This window comes from Brevibacillus sp. FIR094 (assembly GCF_050477165.1).
GTDB lineage: Bacteria > Bacillota > Bacilli > Brevibacillales > Brevibacillaceae > Brevibacillus.
In genome coordinates, this window is record NZ_JBEAES010000016.1 from 57,415 (window position 1) to 78,910 (window position 21,496).

The following is a 21,496-nucleotide window of genomic DNA, read 5'->3' on the forward strand; positions in this document are numbered from 1 at the left end:
ACCGCCAGCCTCTTTTTCTACGTGATATATTCCTCCTGCAAAATCCCCATGTGCACGAGATCATGCCATTTTCCTTCTCGAAACAAAAACTGCCGCGAAATCCCCTCTTGCTTGAATCCGAGCCTATCATACAGCTTTATGGCTTTTTCGTTAAAGGAAAAGACACGCAGCGATACCCGATGCAGATTCATTTCCAAGAATGCATAATCCAGCAGCAGCTTCAACGCTTCTCGTGCATACCCTTTTCCCCAGTATTCCTTCTCTCCAATATCGATGATGCACTCCGCATTGCGGTTTTTCAGGTCGATTTGAATGAGGGACGTAATCCCGATCGGTCGATTGGTTTGGCTGTCTACGATCATGTAGCTCTTCGAGGAGCTTGCATGCAGGATGACTTGATTCACAAACCCGTTCGTATCGTCCCAAGTATAGACATCCATAGACGGACTCGTTGTCCGCATGACTTCCACGTCATTTCTCCACGTGTGGTAGACGTCCACATCCTCCCCCGTCATTTTTCTCAGATAGATTCTCTCTGATTGAAACAACATTCTTCTCCCTCCTTATTGCACCGGTCCCAGCATCGCTCTCAATGAAAACAACAGTGCTTCCATCTGCTCGGACACCTTCGTTTTCTCTGCCCCCAAATGCGCGGTATCCAGCATAAGTCCGTCGATAACCGAAATGAGATAGCGAGCGATTGCCTCCGGTGAAAGCTGTGGCTTGAACTCACCTGTCGCTGTCCCATGCGCGAAGAAAGCTGTCAGCACATCTACCATTTTTCATAACGAGTCGTGATGTATGGATAGCTCTGTTGCTTTTGCTGGTCTTTTAGGGACAGGAAAAACTCTGAGTTGGCTTGGGACAGTGTCTCTTCGATTTTCTCGATCTCGCCCTGCTGTTTGTTAACCCATTTGGTGATTTGGTGCCAAGACGTTTCGCCAGCAACAGGAGCGAAAAACTGTACATCCTGTTGATCCTCGAATTGCAGCAGTTCCAAATATAAGTGCTCCAGGTTATCAAAGTAGGCGTACAAGGCTCCCCGCGATACACCAGCCTCGTCCATAACGTCTTGCATGGTGGCCCGTGTATAGCCTTTTGTGATGAACACACGTTTTGCCGCGTGTAGCAGTTCGATTTTCTTTTTGGTTTTGTATTCGTCGCTTACTTTTGGGGCCATGGGGTTTGGGTCTACCTCCTTTGAACAAAATATACACGAATGTCGTTTTTGTTAGTTAGATTATTATAAACGACACTACTGTCGTTTTTCAACTCCTCATGATTTCTTTCAACGAGAATAGCCGCATGTCCAATCATTGGAAAAACCATGGCATATCCTGTGTTAGATTGTCATGAAAGGATGGGGCATTCTTGAAAAGAAAAAAATCGAAGGGTTTCAAGAAAGTCAACGGACGCTTGGTACACTATGGCACTTATCAGGATTATCGCATAGACCTAGACAATCGCCTTAGAGAGGAATGTAAGCAGATGAATCCAACTGATCCAAGTGGGGCTAATTGTTGTTACCATTGTTCTAAATGTGCCATCTATGGGAATCGCTATGGTGACTATGACTGTAGCGTCTGTAATAATTCCGTTGATTGTAGGGGCGGGTAAACAGCGTTCGAAGTATAAAAACGCGAAAAAAGCACCCTGCGTCACCAGTAACAGTGATCCATGGTGCTAAAATAGCAAACTTGCTCTATTGCGTCCGATCCGGTATGACAAACGACACCGTAGTTCCTTCGCCAGGCTTACTCGTGATGCGCAAGCCCTTCCCGTACATTTGCGTCAGTCTCCGATTCGTGTTGGACACGCCGATTCCGCCCCTTTCCTTCTTCGACAAGTCGAGAATTTGCCGCACAGTCGCTTCCTCCATCCCGATACCGTCATCCTTCACCTCAAAAAGGGTGGCGTTCTTTTGCCGGACGATGCGGATATAGAGAGTTCCCCCCTCTATTCGGGTAAGAAGACCGTGGTTGATGGCATTCTCAACCAACGGCTGAATGGTCAGTGGCAGGATGAGAAGATCGATATCAGACTCAACCTCCCACACGATCTGTAACCGCTCGCCAAATCGTTCCTTTTCAATGTAAAGATACGCTTGGACGAGCTCCAGCTCATGGGAGAGTGCAACTTGTTTTCCTGTATTCAAAAAGTCGAAACTGATATGCAAGAAGGCGATAAACGCATCCCCGAGTTTACGCATTTTCTCCATATCAATGTCACTCAACGCCATAATCGAGCTAAGTGTGTTGAACAAGAAGTGCGGGTGAATCTGCGCCTGCAAGTAGGCAGCCTCCATGCGCAGTCGTTCATCGACTGTTTGCTTCAGCGTCGTCAACGACCAGACACGATATTTCAGCTCCATGCCGTCGACTGGTTTGCATACATAGTCATTCGCACCAGACAAATACCCGGTGTATATATCCTCAGACTGGCTACGCGCCGTTAAGAGCAAGATCGGAAGCTCTGAAACAGAGAAATGCTCCCTGACCTTTTGCGTCAGCTCATAGCCCGACATATGCGGCATCATGACATCGATGATAAGCAAGTCCCACTGCTCTGTAAACAGCAGATCGAGCGCGTCTCTTGGCGATGTGCACGTAGTGATTTGATAATGGGAAGATGAGAGCATTCGATCCAGCACCCTTAGGTTAACCGGGTCGTCATCGATCGCTAATATGTTTGCCTTTCTATCAACAGATGCATGCGCAGCCGTTTGCTGAAAAGCCAAGATATCTGGGGCTTCACTATGCCTCATCTGGTTGATAGCCATTACTTGATTGTTCTTATCCATCTGCTCCACAAATTGACTCTCTGCTGCTCTCATCTCATCTGTACTAACCACGGGCAGCCAGAAGCTAAATACGGAACCTTTTCCCGGTTCAGAGTCGACTTTCAGCTCGCTATCATGCAGCTCTACCAGCTGTGTACAAATAGCAAGACCCAGGCCGATTCCTCCTCCATCGTTCGTTGCTTGTGCTCCCTGCTCATACGGCAAAAAGATACGTGCCTTGGTCTGCTCATCCATCCCGTTTCCTGTGTCGGATACATAGATTGCCACCTGTCCGTCCACGATCTCAGCAGAAACGACGACAGATCCTTCTTCCGTGAATTTTAGTGCATTGTGAACAAGATTGAACAGAATCTGGACTAACCGCTTTTCATCTGCCAAGATTGGCGGGATGGACTCTGGTATGTCCATTTTCAGTTGAACAGGCTTGCCTTCTACCATATAGGTGAGCATGCTGATGATGCCGGAAACAACCGATTGAATATGCAACGGCTTCTTCTGCAACACGATATGCTTGTCCTGCAACCGTACGACATCTAGTAAATCGTCCAGTAAATGCGACATTCTGCGGCTAATCGTGATTAAGAGCTCCATATCCTGCGTACTGCGACCGCCCATGACATGCCTTTCATTGTTAACGACAGTCTGGGCGATATTCATGATGCCGTGCAATGGTGTTCTCAGTTCGTGAGAAGTATGGGCGAGAAACTGGTCTTTGAGCTTGTCGGCTTCTTTCAATTGCTCCGTTAGCTTTGCCTTTTCCGCTGAATTGCGAAAGAATCGCTTGAACCAATAGGCAGAGAAACAAACAAGAGCCGCTATCAGATCGAGCGGATAATAAACGTACTTGATGTCTATGATTTGATATTCCATGATTGCTGACCAAATGACATTGGAAAAAATACTCGTTGCAGCAATGAGCAGAAACACAGCATCATTCTTGTTTTGCATGAGCATACTGCTGATCCGGAAAACAAACAGCAATAACGGACCTAAATAAAGAATGACCAAAAATGGCGTTCCAGCTAAAAAGTACACCCATTGTGCTGTTCCCAGTATGATGACTGCCGAATAAAGACTGAGCACGGAAAGATATGCCCGAAACGGCTTGGAGTATTCTTTCTCTTCCTGATCAGATAAACTTCTGACCAATAATATCATCAGCAAAGGCTGCCATATGTAGGCGAGCACTTCCACCTTGAATGCCCATGTATAATCGATCGGGAGCCAAAGTTGCAACAGATTGTCATAATCAGAAACAGTCTTTATCCCCACGCAGGAAAGTAACAGAAAAAACACCAGAAACTCTTTGTGGCGAGCATTCAATACATACAGAATGCCTGCATACAAGCCATGTAGCAATAAGATGAGGAAGGTTGTCATCTGAAAGCCGATAGAATACCACCGTTCGTTGTCAACAGCGGCCTGCGACCCGAAGTAAATCGATCTGACGATGCCCCCTTCGATTGGATTATGAAAGTTGGCCGTTCGGACAAGCACTTCAATGACCTTTGCATCACCTGCAATGTACGTAGCCGTGAAGGATGCCTTCCGCGGCGTGTACTCTTCCGCTGTTGTCGCAGGTACTCCGACTCTGGCTAATATCTCTCCGTTAACCTCTACGGTAGAAGATGCTTCCACTTCCGGAACCCATAAAGTGTATGGCTGATTTAGTGGTTGATCGACCAAAATCCGTAAACGGTATGTTCCATAGCCATACGGTGACGGAGCCTCCCGGGAAAAAGCGCTACTCCAATTGCCAGGCACTTGAACGTATTGTCGTTCGTCATTCGATGATTGCTTAAAATCTTCATGTGTGATGAAAGAATCGGGGAAAAACTCCCATTCCCCATCCAGTGAAATGGACGGGGAATTTTCAAAGTCCCACCCGCGCATATCAATAACCCCTTGAACCACAGGCGGATGTTCTGGAAACACATGAAACGAAAACCAGAACGTTCGAAGACCTAGAAGAAATGCTAGAAACAAGAGAAGAATCACAAGATGCTTACTAATGAGTGCTTTTGAATGACTCCGATTATAGATGCTTTGCTTTATCATAGTAAGATCATCTTTCGACACGATTCGTATTATCCCTTGTCAAATTACAGTTCACCTAATCCTATTTTTCTTACACAAACTGCCTGCTATCGTTATTCCGCCCAAACCGATAGATGGCGATCAAGGCAAAAACCGTAGCGAATGCGAGCAAAATAGCTATGTTCAAATACATGCTCCCCAGACTGTACCCTTGTTGAAGCTTATTCACCGTATCGAGCAACCAATGCTGGGGCAAGAATGTTGAAATTTTGCGCACGGTGTCCGGCATGATTTCCATGGGAAAGAAGCAGCCAGCCAAGAGGCACGTCGGTAATATGATCAGGTTGGAAATCGCTCCGGCACCTGCTCTACTCTTCGCAAAGGCAACAGTCATCAGAGAAAGTGCGATTGCCCCCAGTGCGAACACGAACAGCGGCAGAATCATTTGACCATACGAGACGCCTGCATCTATGCCAAAGACGTTTTTCATGACGAGCAAGGTCACGATGATTTGCAGCAGCAAAATAAACATGCTGACGATAATATTCGAGAATACATAGGATCTAGCCGACATTGGCGAAGAAAGGAGTCGCAAAAAAGTACGATTTTCTTTTTCTTTTAAAATGATCTCCGACATGTTCACCGCTGAAAACATCATGAACATAATGAGGAAACCAATCGATTGATTCGTCATACGCGTTACATTCGAGGTGTCTTGAAGCTCTACGGTATTGAGCTTGTAGCTTTGCTCGTGAAATGCCGTATACAGGTTCGTGAACTTAGCCTCATCCGCTTGTGCCGCTTTTCCAATCGCGGCAAGATTGCCGATATAACTGTGCAGCATGGCCTTCACGTAGGCAGTAACCTGTTCACCTTTTACTGAAACCATATTCAAGTGTGCTGGCGCCCCCTTCCGAACACTAGCAGCATACCCTGACTCGAAAACAATTCCGCTATCCAGCTCACCAGAAACGATTTGTTCACGCATCGTTTGTTCGTCGATGACTGTGACCTTGATATGATTCAATCTCTCGATAAACTGGATCGTGTCTTGCGTGATCACCTGGTTCCCATCTTGATTAATGATTCCGACATGGATCGTGCCGCTGCCTGCATTGCTGTAGAGGGTGAAAGACAGCAGAACCCCTGCGATCGGCAAACCCAAGTAGGTGAACCAGCTTTTTTTACTACGAAACGTCTCCATCAAGGTTTTCCGAATTAGCCAAAGCATTTCACTCATACAAAAGCCCCCTCCCTTCTGCGCATCGTAATTACAGAAATGATGATAAACGCCGTGGCAATGCTCACATTCATCGCAATCGCAAACCATGCGCCTCTCGGATTGTCCGTGTAAATGATTTGCATCAGACCTGTATTCGCCCATTGAAGGGGAGAGAATTTGGACAGAAGGCTGAAGATACCAGCTGATTGATCAACAGGAAAATAAGCACCGCCTACAAAGGAAGCGACTTGCGTAAAAATATTGTTGATTGCTCTTACCCCTTCACCTTTGAAAAGAAAGCTGATCCCCAGACCCAGACTGACCGCAAGCAACACCTCTGTCAAAAGTATGAGGATCACCATTCCGTAGTGGTTGCCCCAATCTGCTTGGAACACGAACTTGCTGACTAAGAACACGACGAGTACGAAAAACATATTGACGAACGTACTGCCGATAATTTTTCCGGTAAAAATGACACCTTTGCTGACAGGTGCTGCCATTAATCGTGTGGACGTTTTGTTTGTTCGCTCCTTGGTGAACAAATAACTTGCAGATAACATCGAGTAGAGCGCAATCATGGTCGTCATCGCAATCGCGTAATAGTCGATTGCCCCCGGTTTTTTATTTGGATTCAAGGTCGTTTCATGAATAAAATCATTGTGCTGTCCGTAACCCTTGACGATTGCCGAAGCAGATTCGGGATCTATCTGATAAGCTGCAGATGCGAGCGAGTACCGATCTGCAAAAACGGTTAGCATCCCCGCAAGGATGTTGCTTCCTATCGCATTCTTGCTGCTTCCATAAAACGCAATCCCCGTATCACTGACGACTGCGTACCCTGTATAGCGATCCGAGCGAACTTCCTCCTGCCCATCCATGCCTGAACTTACTGGAGCGACCTCCACTCCTTTATCACCCAATGCTTCTATAAACGAGTTCCACGCCGTAGTCATTTGCACATTCGTCCCGTTGCTTTTATACAGCAAGCGCATATCTCCTACGGTCCTCGTATCGTCGAATGCATTGGAAAGGGCGGAACCTAATATCAGCATCAAGATGATGGGAAGTGCTAACATAAACATAAACGTTCTCTTTTCGCGAAGGCTGGACTTGATTTCTTTTATAGCGATACTCCATATATTCATGGCAAAGCCCCTCCTCTAGTCTCGCAAGTTTCGACCGGTTAAGGTCAAGAACACCGTCTCCAGATTCGGCGCTTGCTCTTCAACGGAGCGGATTTCTACCTGATCCTTGATGAATTGCTGAATGATCCGGTTCAGGTTGTTGATCTCCGTTTTCGATACGATTTTGATCGTATTCTCTTCTTGAAGCACCGCATTCACACCAGGAATCGCCTTAATACCTTCGAGGTTTAACGGTTCATCTGCCCGGACGCCAATCCAAATTTCCTTTGCGTCAGTAATAATCGCTTTTAGCTCCTCCTTCGATCCTTCCGCGATGACTTTTCCATGGTCAACGATGGCAATACGGGTGCAGATTTCTTCGACTTCCTCCATATAATGGCTCGTATAAATGATCGTGCAGCCCATGTCGTTTAGCTTGCGTACCGAATTCAAGATATAATTGCGCGAATGAGGGTCAATCCCGACAGTAGGTTCGTCCATGATGATCAGCTTCGGCCGATGGGCAATGGCGCAAGCGATGTTTAATCGGCGCTTCATCCCGCCAGAAAAGTTTTTGGGAAAGCTAGTAGCTTTGTCACCGAGACCGACGAATTCAAGTGCCTCTTCCGTCCGTTCGCGAAGCAGTGATCCACGCAGTCCGTACAAACCAGCAAAAAACCTCACATTTTCATAAGCAGTCATATCCTCGTAGATGGCGATATCTTGTGGTACGATACCGATGTTCATTTTGGCGAATTTGCTGTGTTTCTCAATGTTTTTTCCCAGCAGGGTAATCTCACCCTTTGTTACGCGCAACAGAGACGCGATCATATTGATGGTCGTGCTCTTTCCCGCTCCGTTGGCCCCCAAGAAACCAAAAATTTCTCCCTCACGCACATTCAGAGACATATTGTCGACGGCGACGAAATCACCGAATTTTTTCGTTAACTGACGAATTTCCAATACATGACTCACGTAACTCACTCCCTTCGTGGCTATGTCTGCATTGTAATAAAAAAGGATGCCCCTATGTCAGTGCATAAGTTCATCCCTCGGCACATGAGAATTCTCATGTTGTTTCTCATGATCTTTTTCATTCGTTGCGATAAGGCAGCAGTGTGGTCACGCTAAAGCCTCGCGTACCATCTACAACCACCGTTCCACCAGCGGAAGCAGCTCTCTCCTCCATCCCGAGAATGCCAAGCCCTTTTACAACCTTTTCTGCGCCGGCCCCATTGTCTGTGACCACTGCTTTTATGAATGTATTCAGCACCCGTACCTCTAGGGAAATCACTGTCGCCTTCGCATATTTGAGTGCATTCGTGACCGCTTCCGTCGCATTTTGCTGGATGATTTTCCATTGAATCGGTGTAATGACGTCAATGTCCCCGTCAAAAGTAAGCGTGGCTGTCACTGTCTCTCTCGCAGACAGCTCATCGACAAACAACCGGAGTCGATTGATTCCGAGCTCCTCCGGCCGAGGCTTCACATCCTTAAGTGTCACTCTGATTCGCTCCAGCCCTTCCTTCGATATTGCGATCGCATTACGGAGCAGCTCGGATGCCTTGTCCGGATCAGTCGCCATCAGCAGTCGCGACGCTTCCATTTGTATCAGCGCACCTGCAACCGCATGCCCCACATCGTCGTGAATTTGTTGGGAAAGGCGATTGCGCTCTTCTAGTTGAATGGTATAGGCTGACTGTCGGAAATACTCATGATTTTCGTTTAAGGTACAGGTCAACCTGTATAGATCCTCTCTCTGCTTCTCCCGTTCCGCCTCCAGCCTGCCAAGCTTATTTGTCAACATACTGCCGCATCTGTACAGAAAAAAGCTGAGCAAAGCCGTTAATAGAAACAAGGGCACCCATTCAGGCGGTACGATGAAAAATGGCAACAACATACATAAAAATACAACCACCGGCTGCTTACCTGCTAAGAATGCTAGCTCCAAAATATTGATTGGCAAGAGAAGGAGAAACAACGGATCCAGTATGAGTCCACTCGCTATCACGAACAGGATGGATAGCCCAACAAACCATTGCTGATCATTCTTCTTTTTCATCTTTTTCATGATGAGAATAGTGAGATTAATAGCCAGATACAATAAGTACACAAGAATTTGCCACGGGTCAATTTCAGAAGTGGGATGAGCAAGAAAAGAAGTCACGATGATAAACCCAAGCACCGCTGCCTTATTAGCCATTGTCCATAACTCCATCGGTGGTAACTTCCTTTCAATCAGACATGTTCGTTTCGCCCGTCAAATAATAGATGGCGATCTGCGTGCGGTGTTCAAGCGCTGTTTTATTCAAGATGGAAGTTATGTAATTCGCAACTGTTCCCTCGGAAATAAACAGCTTCTTGGCGATTTCTTTGTTCGATAGCCCTTTAGCAATCTGCTTCATGACATCGAGCTCCCGTTCCGTAAATAAGCTTTGATCAATTTTACTTTCGGTAGGGTTGGCTGCTTTCGCTTTGGATGGAGCGGTAGCAGACACGGCATCCGTCGCATTCTTCTCTGTATTCAGGTTCATTTTGATCTTATCCAGAACGACATCCTGTAGGACATGATGGTTGTTATAGACACTCTTGATGGCATCTCGAATGCGGTTGGGATCATTGTTTTTCAATAAATAACCGCGTGCCCCCGCTTGAATGGCTTCAAGAACAAATTCGTCATCGTCGAATGTGGTCAAAATGAGCGGTTTGACCGTAGTCTCGGCAGTCAGCACACGAGTCGCTTCCACTCCATTCATGTTCGGCATCCGAACGTCCAAGAGCGCGACGTCTACCTCGTTCTGTTTACAAAACATCACCGCCTCGACCCCATCCTCCACAATTCCGACTACTTCAAACTCCTCGAAGCTCGTCAGGATGATTTTCATGCCTTCCCGTATAAACGAATTGTCGTCTGCGATCAACACTTTGATTTTCAAAGCAGCTTGCCTCCCGTCGAACAAACCCTCGACCGCATAAAGAGCGGACGTATATATTTTCCCCAATATTACCACTGTCTCGCTTTGCTTCACAATTGTAGAATCTCGCCCCCAATTGTTCTCGCTTTCAGGTCACATATGGAAAAATTAACACTTCGAAAATATATAGACACGAATGCGCTGCGTCAGTATGATAAATTACCTAAGCCCTCGTAACAACATACCGGGGCCAATTTTTTGAATGGAATACTCTATGGAGGGGAATTTGTGGAAACAGCACAACTAAATAAAACGGCTTGGAACACTGGAGCATATCAAGCGTGGCTAAAACGCTTTGGAACACCTGTTGAGGCAGCGGTCAAAATTAAAGAAGACCCCCAAAAGCGAATCGGTAAAGTATATGAGCACATGGGGGATATTCGCGGCAAAAAGATTATCAATTTACTCGGTTCAAATGGAAACAAAGCCGTTGCTCTTGCCTTGTTAGGTGCCGACGTGACCATCGCCGATTTCTCTTATGAGAATGAGCAGTACGCCAAAGAACTGGCTGCAGCTGCCGATGTTGACCTGACTTACATCGTTTCGGATGTATTGCAGCTACCTCCAGATGCATTGTCTGGTGAGTATGATCTCGTTTTTATGGAATTCGGTATTCTTCATTACTTTTTGGACTTAACCGAATTATTCCAGGTAGTCAACTCGCTCCTGCGAAAAGGCGGCATGATCGTCCTCCAAGATTTCCATCCGGTATCCACAAAACTCATCTCCTCCCGCGGAACGACTGCTACTATCCGCAAACATAAAGTAACAGGCGATTATTTCGACACCTCGCTTGAGGAAAAGGAGATTGCTTTCTCCAAATTCCTTTCGAACGGAATGAATAACACTGAATCAAAAGTAATGTTACGCAATTGGACATTAGGGGAAATTGTAACAGCCATTGCAAGCAAAGGGCTGTGCCTAAAAATGCTGGAAGAGCTCCCGAACCTTTCCTCGGAAGTTTTTGACAAAGGAATCCCGAAAACCTTCACGATTATCGCCGAGAAATTATAACGAAAGTTTGCCATCATCTTAATAAATTCCAAATACCGAACAGAGGAGACTTTCCCTCCTCTTTTCTTTTACTCACTTATAGACTGACGGTCAGTCATATGGTAATCTGTATCCAACCACTTACTGACAATCGAAGGAGGCGCCGATGAAAAGAATCGTGAAAGACCCCACAACACGGCGAGCAGAAATATTGGAAGCCGCCGGGGAGCTATTTCGAAATCAGGGTTATGTCCATACAACCGTAGATGCGATCATTCAAAAGGTGGGCGTAGCGAAAGGAACCTTTTATTACTACTTCAAATCGAAGGAAGAGATCCTCGAAGCATTTGTCCAGTCCATGGTCGATACGCTTTGCGAAGAATATAAAAAAATCTCAGATGACTCTGCCTTAAGTATCATGGAGAAGGTTCGCCAGATGCTGCGCAGTCAAAGACAACCTATCGACAAGCAAGCCGAATGGATGGAAAGCTTGCATCGCCCTGAAAATAGAGAGCTTCACGAGCGTCTGAACATCGCCATTATCTTGAAAATTGCCCCTGTCCTTGCGCAAGTCATTGAACAAGGAAATAAAGAAGGTGTCTTTCATGTCGAGAATGCCTTGGAGACCGTTCAATTTCTCCTCGCTGGCTCGCAATTTTTGTTGGAATCCGGCATTTTTCATTGGGAGCAAGAGGAACAGACCAAACGATTACAAGCCATGCAGGTGATTATTGAAAGGTCACTAGGAGCTGCGCCGGGGTCCTTCTCGTTTCTGTAGTGGATGAAAAGGAGGAAAGACAATGATCGCTCATGATAAAGCCTTTCGCAGATTCCTGATCATTTGGTCAGGGCAACTGTTTTCAGCTATCGGAAGTGGACTTACCGCTTTTGCCTTGGGTGTATTTGTTTTTCAGCAGACCCAGTCTACCATGAGCTATTCGTTAATCATTCTCTTTTCTTTTCTCCCTTCTTTCCTTTTACTTCCCTTTAGCGGTGTGCTGGCAGACAGATTTGACCGCAAGAAAATGATGATCATTGGCGATATTGGTTCCATAGCTGGTGTCTTGTTCATCTTGCTTGTCATGCTGTCCGGGCGTTTGGAATTATGGCACATCTATTTGGGCGTCGGCATCAGCTCGATCTCTGCCGCTATTCTAAACCCAGCCTTTAAAGCAGCCGTTTCTGATCTGGTTCCGGAAGAGATGTACTCACAAGCAAGCGGGCTTATCCAACTAGCCAGTTCAGCTCAATATCTTATTTCTCCACTGGTTGCAGGGTTTCTTCTCAGTGCTTTTGATATCCAGCTCGTCTTACTCATCGATATGATGACCTTCCTTCTAGCTATTGGCGCCGTGCTGATCATTATGAAACATGATGCCACTCCCCAGAAACATGAAAGACAAAGCTTTTTCCACGAAATGTCTGAGGCCTTCCGCTATCTCCTTTCAAAGAAAGGGGTTTTCTCGCTAGTGCTGTTAATGTCTGTCGTGTGCTTTTACATTGGGCTGCTTCAATCGCTTTTTGGGCCTATGATGCTGACATTAACTGATTCCAAGACGCTCGGTATTGCCCTCTCTGCATCTGCATCGGGTATGCTCATCAGCAGCCTTTTGATCGGACTTTTCGGTATGGGAAAGAGCAAGGTGTTCATGCTCGCCTTCTCTCTCGTATTTGCTGGGTTGTTTTATGCCCTGATGGGTGTGTTCACTTCCGTTTGGCTGATTATGGTTTTTGGCTTCCTCTTTTTTACAACGCTTCCCTTTGTAAACACGAGCCTTGAGGTTCTCATCCGAACGAATGTCGAGAATGAATGGCAAGGCAGAGTATGGTCGATGATCACGGCTATTTCGCAAATCGGGTTCGTACTGGCATTTGGATCGGCTGGATTTTTGGCGGATCATGTATTCAATCCGTTATTTGATCCAGATCGATTGCTTGGGCAAACGGTCGGGCCCATCATCGGAACGGGGCCTGGCAGGGGGATTGGTTTTGTGTTTATCGTCTCGGGGATACTTGTTTCGTTTCTTGGAATGATGATCGGGCGTGTGAGGAAGATTCATGAGCTGGAGCAACAAGCATTGGAAGTGAGAAGAACATAGACGAAAATAGATAGCATTTCTCATTCGCTCACGAAGCTATGGGATCTGCTATCTTTTTTGTGTTTTACCAGCACTTTTGCCCATGACTTTGTGGGAGGATAACGGCATTTGCCACTTTTCTGCGCCTGAAAACAAGCTTTTTTCCCCTATAGTTAGTCCAGTCATGTCCAAGCGATATTCATAAAATATAGTAACAAGCAACAAGGAGGTGGATGTATGTCTTGTGGTTGTAAAGATCGTGAAAAGGAACACGAGATTGAAAAGGATTGTGACAGAGACATAGAAAAGGACATCGACAGAGACTTTGACGAAGATTTTGACCACGACCATGATCGTTGTGGTTGTCGCCACCGCCGTCGTCGTCGCTGCCGTTTTTGTAACTTTTTCCGTCGCCGTCGTCGCCGCTGTCGTTTCTGTTTCTTCCGTTGTCGCCGTCGCCGTCACCGCCGTTGTTAGTAGTATCATTCAAATGAAAAAAGAAACGTCCGAATCGTATGACTCGGACGTTTTACTTCGTTACACTCCAAACCGCTGGCGATACCCACATCTCTTACATAATTCCTCGACAGCTTCCCTGCGAGAAAATCCTTCTACCAGATTATTGGCCCGCTCGCCATCCACAATATCAGTGAAAGAGGTCTGATTAATATTCCCTAGATTAATAACCCCTTCCCCATCGAGACAGCAAGGCACAACCGTTCCATTTTCGAGAATCGCCGCCTGCGTGCGTAGGCCATGGCAAAAGCCTTTTCCATCATCCTCAGGCGCTGTCAGACTCGGCCACTGGAATTCGTAATCTTGGTTCAAATAAACGCGGTCATCGATTTTTACCCCGCTGCCCGGCACTACTTTTTCTTCAATTCGATAGTCCAGCCCAAATTCTTTCTCAATCACTTCAAGCGTCTGGCGGTTTCTACTCTTTTGAATGTTCGTGGCGTTATCCTGTGTCAAATTCCACAGACGGAAAGAAAAAATCACTTGATGCTCCTGCGCTTCCCGAACAAAGGAGAGAATTTCCTGCAAATAACCTTCGCGGTCGGTTGAGCCGATATGTCCATCAAAGCTGTGAAGTGAGAAGTTCATTTGTCGGAGTGCAGGCTTACCCAGCAATTTATGCCGATTTTTCGCAATCAGCGTACCATTTGTGGTGATATTGACCTTGAAGCCTTTCTCATGACTGATATCGAGCAGCTCATCAATTTTGGGATGGAGAAGCGGTTCCCCTTTGACGTGCAAATAAATGTAATCGGTGTGCGGTTTGATCTCATCCAGCCTTTTCGCAAAGTCTTCTACTTTAATAAAACTTTTACTGCGCTCCGTTGGCGGACAAAAGGTACAGGCGAGATTGCAAACGCTGGTGATTTCTATATAGACTTTCTTAAATGTTTTCAAGATGTTTTCCCCATTCCAGATGCCTATGATTGATCATACCCATCATAGTAACATAGGAGGGCTTTTACGGGTAACGGTGTATTCTGGTGAAGGGGCAACATTCATCCCCTTCCTTTTTCATAGTCCTCTTTTAACATTCCGTAAATCTCCACATCCACAATCCCTTTGCCCGACCATAGCGTCGCTTGTCTAAGCGTTCCTTCCTTCATGAAGCCATTGTTCAACAATACTTTCTTGGAGCTCTCATTCGGAGGCATCACTTCCGCCTGTATTCGGTTGACGTTGACATCCATAAACAAAAAGTGGAGCAATATGTTTACTGCTTCCGTCGCAATCCCTTTTCCCCAATGCGCTTCGGACAAGAAGTAGCCAATCGTCACCATGCTTACCTTTTGATGAAAGTCGAAAGCTTCCATAATGCCAAGCAAATGATCGGGGGTATCATTGGCGAATATTCCCCATTTGATCTTCGATTTTTTCAAATAGTCTCTCTCAAAATGCCCGATCATGTTTTTCACTGTCGCTTTATTATGCTTGGGGATAATCCCACAGTAGGCAAATACACGGTCATTGCTGTAGATTTCAAATACTTCATCCAAATGCTGCTCTTCGATTTTCTTCAATGTGAAACGATCTGATTTTAAAATGGGAAACTGGTTAAAAAGTACGTCAGCGTTCATGGTTTCAACTCCATCCTTTTGAGATTACCTAACTTCTTAATTTTTCCAACATGACTCTTTTTCCTTCTTATGCACCTCATAGAAAAAAGGTATGGAAGCTTGCCCCCATACCTGCATCATTCATTTTAAGGAGGGCATGGATTACTCCAGCCCTCGTACTTCTTTCTACTATTTCCTCTAAATGAGCATCCCTGCAATCGCTGCGCTCAACAAATTCGCCAAGGTTGCTGCAACTACTGCACGTAAGCCCATCTCCGCAAGGTCTGATCTTCTTGACGGAGCAAAGCCACCCAAGCCGCCAATGACCATAGCCAGCGCAGCTAGATTGGCAAAGCCGCAAAGGGCGAAGCTGATGATCACAACGCTTTTTTGCGACAAATTCGCGATCTCAGGTGCAAAAGCCGTGTACGCGACAAATTCGTTGAGGACAATCTTTTGCCCGATGAAAGAACCGGCTTTTAGCGCTTCCTCCCATGGGACCCCGATCATAAAGGCAATTGGCGCGAACAGGTAGCCTAAAATGTGCTCGAGCGTCAACGCTTCGAATCCCACTAACCCGCCAAGCCAACCAATAATCGAGTTCAGCAAGAAAATCAACGAGATAAATGCGAGCAACAGTGCACCGACACCAGCAGCTACTTTTAACCCATCCGAAGCTCCACGAGCTGCCGCGTCAATAACGTTTCTGGACTCCGTATCTTTCATTACTTCTATACGTTCCACTCTGTGTGGCTGTTCCGTTTCCGGCATCATTAGTTTCGCAAGCAACAGACCACCCGGCGCTCCCATGAATGCTGCGGCTAGCAAATATTCAATCGGAACACCAAGCATCGCATACCCACCAATAACCGAGCCCGAAACGCACGCCAATCCACCTGTCATTACAGCAAACAGCTCGGACTTGGTCATTTTCTCAATATAAGGCCTTACGACAAGTGGTGCCTCAATCGGACCCAAGAAAATATTTGCAGAGGCTGACATGGATTCGGTTTCGCTCGTTTTGAGCACACGAGACAAAAATCCACCGATGATTTTCGTCGCCCACTGCATGATTCCGAGATAATACAGGACCGAGATCAGGGAAGAGAAGAAGATAATGATCGGCAAAACTTGCAGAGCAAACGTAAAGCCTGCGTTCTGTGCACCGAGTATCCCGCCAAACAAGAACTGAATTCCGGCATTCGTCGAGTCAATGATGCTTTGTACAATCGACGCCAAGTACTCCAGAAGCTTTTTCCCAAAATCCCATTTCAGTACGACTAAAGCAAAAATAAACTGAATCGCAAACGCACCAATGACCGTTCTCGGATTGATCGCTCTCCGATTTTTCGAAAACGCAATGGCTATCAAAAAAATTCCCAGGATGCCGAGAACTCCCCAAATGTATTGCATGAACATATCCTTTCCTTATCGCCAGCTGTGTCGATATCTAAGATGACTTGCTTTGTTCTAGTTCGCTTTTTTCGCTAATTCTGTTATGTAATCAAAAAATGCATCACGATTTACGTCATACACCACATGTACAGGGCGTCCATCAGCCGTCTCAACAGTTCGGCCTTGGCTTGCCCCTTCTGTAATCACGTTGCTGTTAACCGTTTGTACCTTTACAAGATCACTATTGCCAACAAACGCTGTGGTTAATACATCCCACAGGTAGTAAGTCGAGTTGGTCGAGAAATGTACAAGCGGCGGCACCATTGCATAGCATTGACCCAAGAAATCCACACCGATATGCTTGCGCGCTTTTGCCCAGCGCTCACGAACATCCAATGTCAGTGGGACTTGGTTCGTGCTCTCCAGTGCGACCAAATCAATCTCAATTCCGCTTTCCCATACACGAGCAGCTGCTTCCGGGTCCCAGAATACGTTCCACTCTGCTGTTCCATCGTGCTCAGGCTCATGCACGTTGCCTTCTTCGCGGAATGTTCCGCCCATCCACACTAGGCGCTCTACTTTTTCTTCGATGGTTGGATCGATATCCAATGCACGCGCAAGGTCAGTCAAAGGACCAGTAAACAGCAAGGTCGTTTTTCCTTCCGTTGCACGCAACGTTTCAATAATGTGAAGATGTGCAGGCTTGTCTGCTACTGGTGTAATCACTTCTCCTGATTCATTGAGCAAGGGTAGTGCGTCTACATAAAAGGCATGCATGCGCCAGTCCTTTGGAAAAGGATTTTTCCCGCGGGAATTGGACTCTGCTACATCCAAACCGCCTTTACCGAAACGATCAATGATTTTCCGGCTGGCAAACATCGCTGGTTCCAAGTAACAATCCGCTGGAATGACGGATACCCCCGTCAGATTCACATTGTCCATTTGGAGCAGCAAGAATAAAGAAATTAAATCATCAACGCCGCCATCATGGTTAAAGTAAATGTTTTTCTTCATCATTATTATCTCCAATCTCATACATGAACTTGTAAGAAGTACAATGAAACCACTATTATTTGGAACCCTTCAAAAAATAATACTAAAGTTTCACTAAAAAATATATAACCATTATGAACAGCACCGCTAATGAACGAAAAAGAGACTATCCTCTAGTAGAAAATCTACTTTCGCGATAGCCTCTAAACCACTTTATTTGTTTAACAGATGGAAAACTTGCTCGACGTCTTTGTCACCTCTTCCTGAAAGATTAACAATCAGAATCTGCTCTGGTGAAAGAGTGGGGGCCAACTGCAAGGCATAGGCAATGGCATGTGCGCTTTCCAAGGCGGGAATGATCCCTTCTGTTCTCGATAGTTCTTGAAAAGCCGCCAACACTTCTTCATTTGTCACCGTGTAATATTCCGCTCGTCCACTGACTTTTAGCTGGCTGTGCTCTGGACCAATACCAGGGTAATCCAACCCGGCCGCTATCGAATACGTTTTTTGAGGCTCTCCATTTTCGTCCAGCAATACGAGGCATTTAAAACCGTGAATGACGGCTGGAACCCCTTTGGTCAAGGTAGGTGCCTGATCAGGCTCAACACCAATCAGACGTACGGATGGTTCCTCTATATAATGGGCAAAAGCCCCAATCGCGTTGCTGCCACCGCCAACAGCAGCGATGACCGCATCCGGCAACCGACCTTCTTTTTCTACGATTTGTCGTTTGGATTCCTCACTGATAATCGCTTGGAAATACTTAACCATTGTAGGGAACGGATGCGGACCAACCGCAGATCCCAATAAGTAGAACGTGTTCTGATAGTTTTCAACCAAATCATTCAGCGCTTCATCCACCGCGTCCTTCAATCTTCCTTGCCCTTTGGACACCGCAATCACTTTTGCCCCTAAAAGCTCCATCCGAAACACATTTAACGCTTGTCTTTTCGTATCCTCTGCGCCCATATAGATCACGCAATCCATGCCAAACATCGCGCAAACAGTCGCGGTAGCAACTCCATGCTGTCCTGCACCCGTCTCGGCAATAATACGCTGTGCACCCATTCGTTTTGCCAGAAGGATTTGCCCGATGACATTATTGATTTTGTGGGCACCCGTATGGTTTAAATCTTCCCGCTTTAAATAAATTTTGGCACCGCCGAGTTTTGCGCTTAAATGACGAGCAAACGTCAACGGATTTTCCCGACCGATATATTCTTTCAGATAATACTTGTACTCTTCGATAAATTCCTCGTCGTCTTTATACCTTTCAAATTGTTCATCCAAATAGTCCAATACTTCCTGCAATTGTGGAGGTACAAAGCTTCCTCCGAACTCACCGAAATACCCCTTTTTTGTCTGTTCTGTCAACGACATTCTCATCTCTCCTCAACTATACTGGTCCTCAATCCTTCCTTGCATTTTATAAGATCAAAAGAACGTGTGTCAATTTAGTTTTATGATTATTCAGAATTCGCTGGTTTGTTGGTAACATTTACAAAACCATCATTTCAGCTTCATATTATCCCAATATAGATCGGGTAGTCTAACAAAAGTGATTCATTACGTCGTTTGTTCATTCGGAGGGATATGATGAAGATTCGTTTTCAAAAGAAAAGCTTGCTGGTCGCAACAATTGCGGCTCTATCCTTGATCGGCACACAAGGAGCAGGTGCAACTCAAAATGTAGCGGGAGCACCAGTAGTAGCAGAAATTCATGAATGGAAAAATCCTCCTGCGCTCACTGAGGGTATTAAGGAAGGCGGCTTCTCCGGTCTGGTGCATCTTCCTAACGATCCTCCTTCTATCTTTTATACATTGGCTGACCGTGGACCAAATGGGCAATTCGGCAAAGACGAGCTGCGTACGTTCCCTGACCCAAACTACACACCACGTATGTACAAAATCAAAGTAGAGAATGGAAACATTCACGTTTTGGAAACCATCAAGCTGCGTTTGCAACAGGGCAAGATCAACCCTTTTACGAAAACTGCCTATATCAGTGGATTGCCGAACCTCGCTGGCCCTGATGAAGTTCCTTACGATGTAACGGGAACCAAAAAGCTCAGTTACGATCCAGACGGTCTGGATTTGGAAGGCATCGCTTACAATCCGATCGACGATACTTTTTGGTTATCCGACGAATACCGCCCATCCATCATTCAAGTAAAGCGTGACGGCACAATCTTGGGCCGCTATGTACCAAAGGGCAGCAAAGAAGCCTTGCTTGCCTCAGGGGCAAAGATGGAGATTTTTGACACGCTGCCAGCCGTCTATTCCAAACGCATTGCAAACCGTGGCTTCGAAGGTGTCACCATCTCGCCAGACGGCAAGTTCTTGTATACTTCGATCCAAAGTCCGATGGCACTCCCTGATAAAAAGACAGGCGAAGCTTCCCGTAATTTGCGCATTTTGAAGATGGACCTCGCCACCAAAAAAGTTGTAGGCGAGTACATGTACATCGCAGAGAACGCAAAAGACTTCGTGAAAGTGAAACAAAAAGACGTCGTTATCAGCGACTTGGCCGCACTCAGTCAGGATGTTTTACTAATTGACGAGCGAGACAAAAATGCCGGTGCAGACGCACAGCTTAAGCGTATTTACAAAGCAGACTTTTCGAAAGCAACCAATTTACTTGGTACGTCAACAAGTGAGCATGACCTCGAAAAACTCACCGTTGCTCAAGTGAAAGAGAAAGGAATTGTGCCTGTTTCCAAGGAATTGCTGGTGGATGTAGCCAAGCTAAACTATCCGCATGAAAAGCTGGAAGGCTTGGCGATTGTGGATAAAAATACGATTGCCATTGTGAATGATAATGATTTCGGCGTCGATGGCTATGATGAGAAGGGTAAGATTAAAATTAATAGCAATCCAACGCAGATGTATGTGATTAAAGTTGGTAAGGATTTGAAATAAAAAGCAAAAGAAGAAGTCCTGCACTTTCAAAAAGTGGCAGGGCTTCTTTTTGTCATAAATCTAGGACTCTCAAAAAATGGACTACCTCGCTTGATACTTGTCTATTACCTTTCTCTTCCTTTCAGCATTATATATAGAACATGAAAGGAGGGAATGCGATGAGTAATAACAAGTGTGCAGAAAAAGCAATTGAGGAAACCACTGAGATTCTAGTAAAATTCCAATCCCGCCTAAAACATATAAGAAAAGAGAGCGAAGAAGAAGCAGAAGAATCAAACTCTCTTATCAATGAGATCCAGGCATTAATCGCACAAGCATTGCTTACGTAGATAAGAAAAGGGGGTACGGCCCATGAGTCCCAGTCTTTGCAAAGAATTAGAAGCAATAAAGAAAAACATTAAAACAGTCACGCATGAATTCCTGCACGAGGCAGACGAAATAGAAGATGACTTCGAGGATATTAACGAACAATTACGACAAACACTAGCCGTCATTCGACAGCTGTTGACATAAGGGGGGGAAACATTTTGCTCACTGATTTTCAAAAAAGCCTTTTGGTAGACATTTTTAATACAACAACAAGCATTCGGGCAACACAAAGAGCGATTATCGCTTTAGAAAGACAAGCTACTTTCGGTTTCGCGGTGCTACTCTCTATACTGACTAATCCAAATAAAGAGCCGAGCGAAAAAGAAGATGAACTAGTCGCCCTCACATTCGCCCTCAGTGGTCTGGTCAGTCAAATCAGATCATTACGCGAAGAATTAGAAGGACTCCAAGTAGACTTACAGCTAGAGACGAACGCACTGGCAAGGACCATTATGTTAGCTGACACACTTGATGTTCCTGATGTTGAAGTTCCTAATGTTCCTGAGTCAAATCAATAAG

Annotated in this window: 20 protein-coding genes and 1 pseudogene; 7 read left to right on the plus strand and 14 right to left on the minus strand. The window is 45.7% G+C overall.

Annotation, left to right across the window (positions count from 1 at the left end; translation table 11 throughout):
* Positions 1-17 precede the first annotated feature (17 nt).
* The 8 genes and pseudogenes from ACQ5DJ_RS16080 to ACQ5DJ_RS16115 form a co-directional block, all read right to left on the minus strand.
* Positions 18-551 carry a GNAT family N-acetyltransferase gene (locus tag ACQ5DJ_RS16080; RefSeq protein WP_429843353.1) on the minus strand — a complete coding sequence of 178 codons (534 nt, stop codon included), beginning with the start codon at positions 549-551 and terminating at the stop codon, positions 18-20.
* Between the two features lie 12 nt (positions 552-563).
* Positions 564-1,180 (minus strand): annotated as a pseudogene (locus ACQ5DJ_RS16085) (TetR family transcriptional regulator).
* A 522-nt stretch (positions 1,181-1,702) separates the two neighbouring features.
* Complete coding sequence (locus tag ACQ5DJ_RS16090) at positions 1,703-4,858, minus strand: ATP-binding protein (RefSeq protein ID WP_429843354.1); 3,156 nt, start codon at positions 4,856-4,858, stop codon at positions 1,703-1,705.
* 70 nt (positions 4,859-4,928) lie between these two features.
* On the minus strand, positions 4,929-6,077 hold the full coding sequence (locus ACQ5DJ_RS16095; RefSeq protein ID WP_429843355.1) for an ABC transporter permease: 1,149 nt from the start codon (positions 6,075-6,077) through the stop codon (positions 4,929-4,931).
* A complete protein-coding gene (locus tag ACQ5DJ_RS16100) occupies positions 6,074-7,204 on the minus strand; it encodes an ABC transporter permease (RefSeq protein ID WP_429843356.1) in 1,131 nt (376 codons plus the stop codon). The genes ACQ5DJ_RS16095 and ACQ5DJ_RS16100 overlap by 4 nt, the downstream gene beginning before the upstream one ends.
* 15 nt (positions 7,205-7,219) lie before the next feature.
* Entirely contained in the window at positions 7,220-8,158 is a 939-nt protein-coding gene (locus tag ACQ5DJ_RS16105) for an ABC transporter ATP-binding protein (protein WP_048031181.1), read from the minus strand.
* A gap of 118 nt (positions 8,159-8,276) precedes the next feature.
* Positions 8,277-9,401 carry a sensor histidine kinase gene (locus ACQ5DJ_RS16110; protein ID WP_429843357.1) on the minus strand — a complete coding sequence of 375 codons (1,125 nt, stop codon included), beginning with the start codon at positions 9,399-9,401 and terminating at the stop codon, positions 8,277-8,279.
* Between the two features lie 16 nt (positions 9,402-9,417).
* Complete coding sequence (locus ACQ5DJ_RS16115) at positions 9,418-10,119, minus strand: response regulator (protein WP_429843358.1); 702 nt, start codon at positions 10,117-10,119, stop codon at positions 9,418-9,420.
* Positions 10,120-10,386: 267 nt separating this feature from the next.
* On the opposite strand from ACQ5DJ_RS16115, the gene ACQ5DJ_RS16120 reads away from it, so the two are divergent.
* The 3 genes from ACQ5DJ_RS16120 to ACQ5DJ_RS16130 all read left to right on the plus strand — a co-directional run bounded on the left by ACQ5DJ_RS16120 (position 10,387) and on the right by ACQ5DJ_RS16130 (position 13,250).
* Positions 10,387-11,172 (plus strand): class I SAM-dependent methyltransferase, encoded by a 786-nt coding sequence (locus ACQ5DJ_RS16120; protein ID WP_429843359.1) that lies wholly within the window; start codon positions 10,387-10,389, stop codon positions 11,170-11,172.
* A 145-nt stretch (positions 11,173-11,317) separates the two neighbouring features.
* The gene (locus ACQ5DJ_RS16125; protein WP_429843360.1) at positions 11,318-11,929 is read left to right on the plus strand and encodes a TetR/AcrR family transcriptional regulator; all 612 of its coding nucleotides are present in this window, start codon (positions 11,318-11,320) and stop codon (positions 11,927-11,929) included.
* A 22-nt stretch (positions 11,930-11,951) separates the two neighbouring features.
* A complete protein-coding gene (locus tag ACQ5DJ_RS16130) occupies positions 11,952-13,250 on the plus strand; it encodes an MFS transporter (RefSeq protein WP_429843361.1) in 1,299 nt (432 codons plus the stop codon).
* 48 nt (positions 13,251-13,298) lie between these two features.
* On the opposite strand, the gene ACQ5DJ_RS16135 is transcribed toward ACQ5DJ_RS16130, so the two are convergent.
* The 6 genes from ACQ5DJ_RS16135 to trpB all read right to left on the minus strand — a co-directional run bounded on the left by ACQ5DJ_RS16135 (position 13,299) and on the right by trpB (position 19,069).
* Entirely contained in the window at positions 13,299-13,715 is a 417-nt protein-coding gene (locus ACQ5DJ_RS16135) for a hypothetical protein (protein WP_429843362.1), read from the minus strand.
* Between the two features lie 51 nt (positions 13,716-13,766).
* The gene (locus ACQ5DJ_RS16140) at positions 13,767-14,642 is read right to left on the minus strand and encodes a radical SAM/SPASM domain-containing protein (RefSeq protein WP_429843363.1); all 876 of its coding nucleotides are present in this window, start codon (positions 14,640-14,642) and stop codon (positions 13,767-13,769) included.
* A gap of 101 nt (positions 14,643-14,743) precedes the next feature.
* Positions 14,744-15,322: a GNAT family N-acetyltransferase gene (locus ACQ5DJ_RS16145; RefSeq protein ID WP_429843364.1), complete on the minus strand. Its 579-nt coding sequence runs from the start codon at positions 15,320-15,322 to the stop codon at positions 14,744-14,746.
* A 177-nt stretch (positions 15,323-15,499) separates the two neighbouring features.
* The gene (locus ACQ5DJ_RS16150; RefSeq protein WP_429843365.1) at positions 15,500-16,714 is read right to left on the minus strand and encodes a NupC/NupG family nucleoside CNT transporter; all 1,215 of its coding nucleotides are present in this window, start codon (positions 16,712-16,714) and stop codon (positions 15,500-15,502) included.
* 57 nt (positions 16,715-16,771) lie between these two features.
* Positions 16,772-17,710 carry a nucleoside hydrolase gene (locus ACQ5DJ_RS16155; protein ID WP_429843432.1) on the minus strand — a complete coding sequence of 313 codons (939 nt, stop codon included), beginning with the start codon at positions 17,708-17,710 and terminating at the stop codon, positions 16,772-16,774.
* 192 nt (positions 17,711-17,902) lie between these two features.
* Positions 17,903-19,069, minus strand: a complete 1,167-nt coding sequence (trpB, locus tag ACQ5DJ_RS16160) for a tryptophan synthase subunit beta (protein WP_429843366.1) — start codon at positions 19,067-19,069, stop codon at positions 17,903-17,905.
* A 213-nt stretch (positions 19,070-19,282) separates the two neighbouring features.
* Between trpB and ACQ5DJ_RS16165 the strand changes: the two genes are divergently transcribed.
* From ACQ5DJ_RS16165 to ACQ5DJ_RS16180, 4 genes are all read left to right on the plus strand, one after another.
* Entirely contained in the window at positions 19,283-20,608 is a 1,326-nt protein-coding gene (locus ACQ5DJ_RS16165) for an esterase-like activity of phytase family protein (RefSeq protein ID WP_429843367.1), read from the plus strand.
* Positions 20,609-20,766: 158 nt separating this feature from the next.
* Positions 20,767-20,937 carry a hypothetical protein gene (locus ACQ5DJ_RS16170; RefSeq protein ID WP_429843368.1) on the plus strand — a complete coding sequence of 57 codons (171 nt, stop codon included), beginning with the start codon at positions 20,767-20,769 and terminating at the stop codon, positions 20,935-20,937.
* 22 nt (positions 20,938-20,959) lie between these two features.
* Positions 20,960-21,121 carry a hypothetical protein gene (locus tag ACQ5DJ_RS16175; RefSeq protein ID WP_429843369.1) on the plus strand — a complete coding sequence of 54 codons (162 nt, stop codon included), beginning with the start codon at positions 20,960-20,962 and terminating at the stop codon, positions 21,119-21,121.
* A 14-nt stretch (positions 21,122-21,135) separates the two neighbouring features.
* Positions 21,136-21,495 (plus strand): hypothetical protein, encoded by a 360-nt coding sequence (locus ACQ5DJ_RS16180; protein ID WP_429843370.1) that lies wholly within the window; start codon positions 21,136-21,138, stop codon positions 21,493-21,495.
* Position 21,496: the final 1 nt, after the last annotated feature.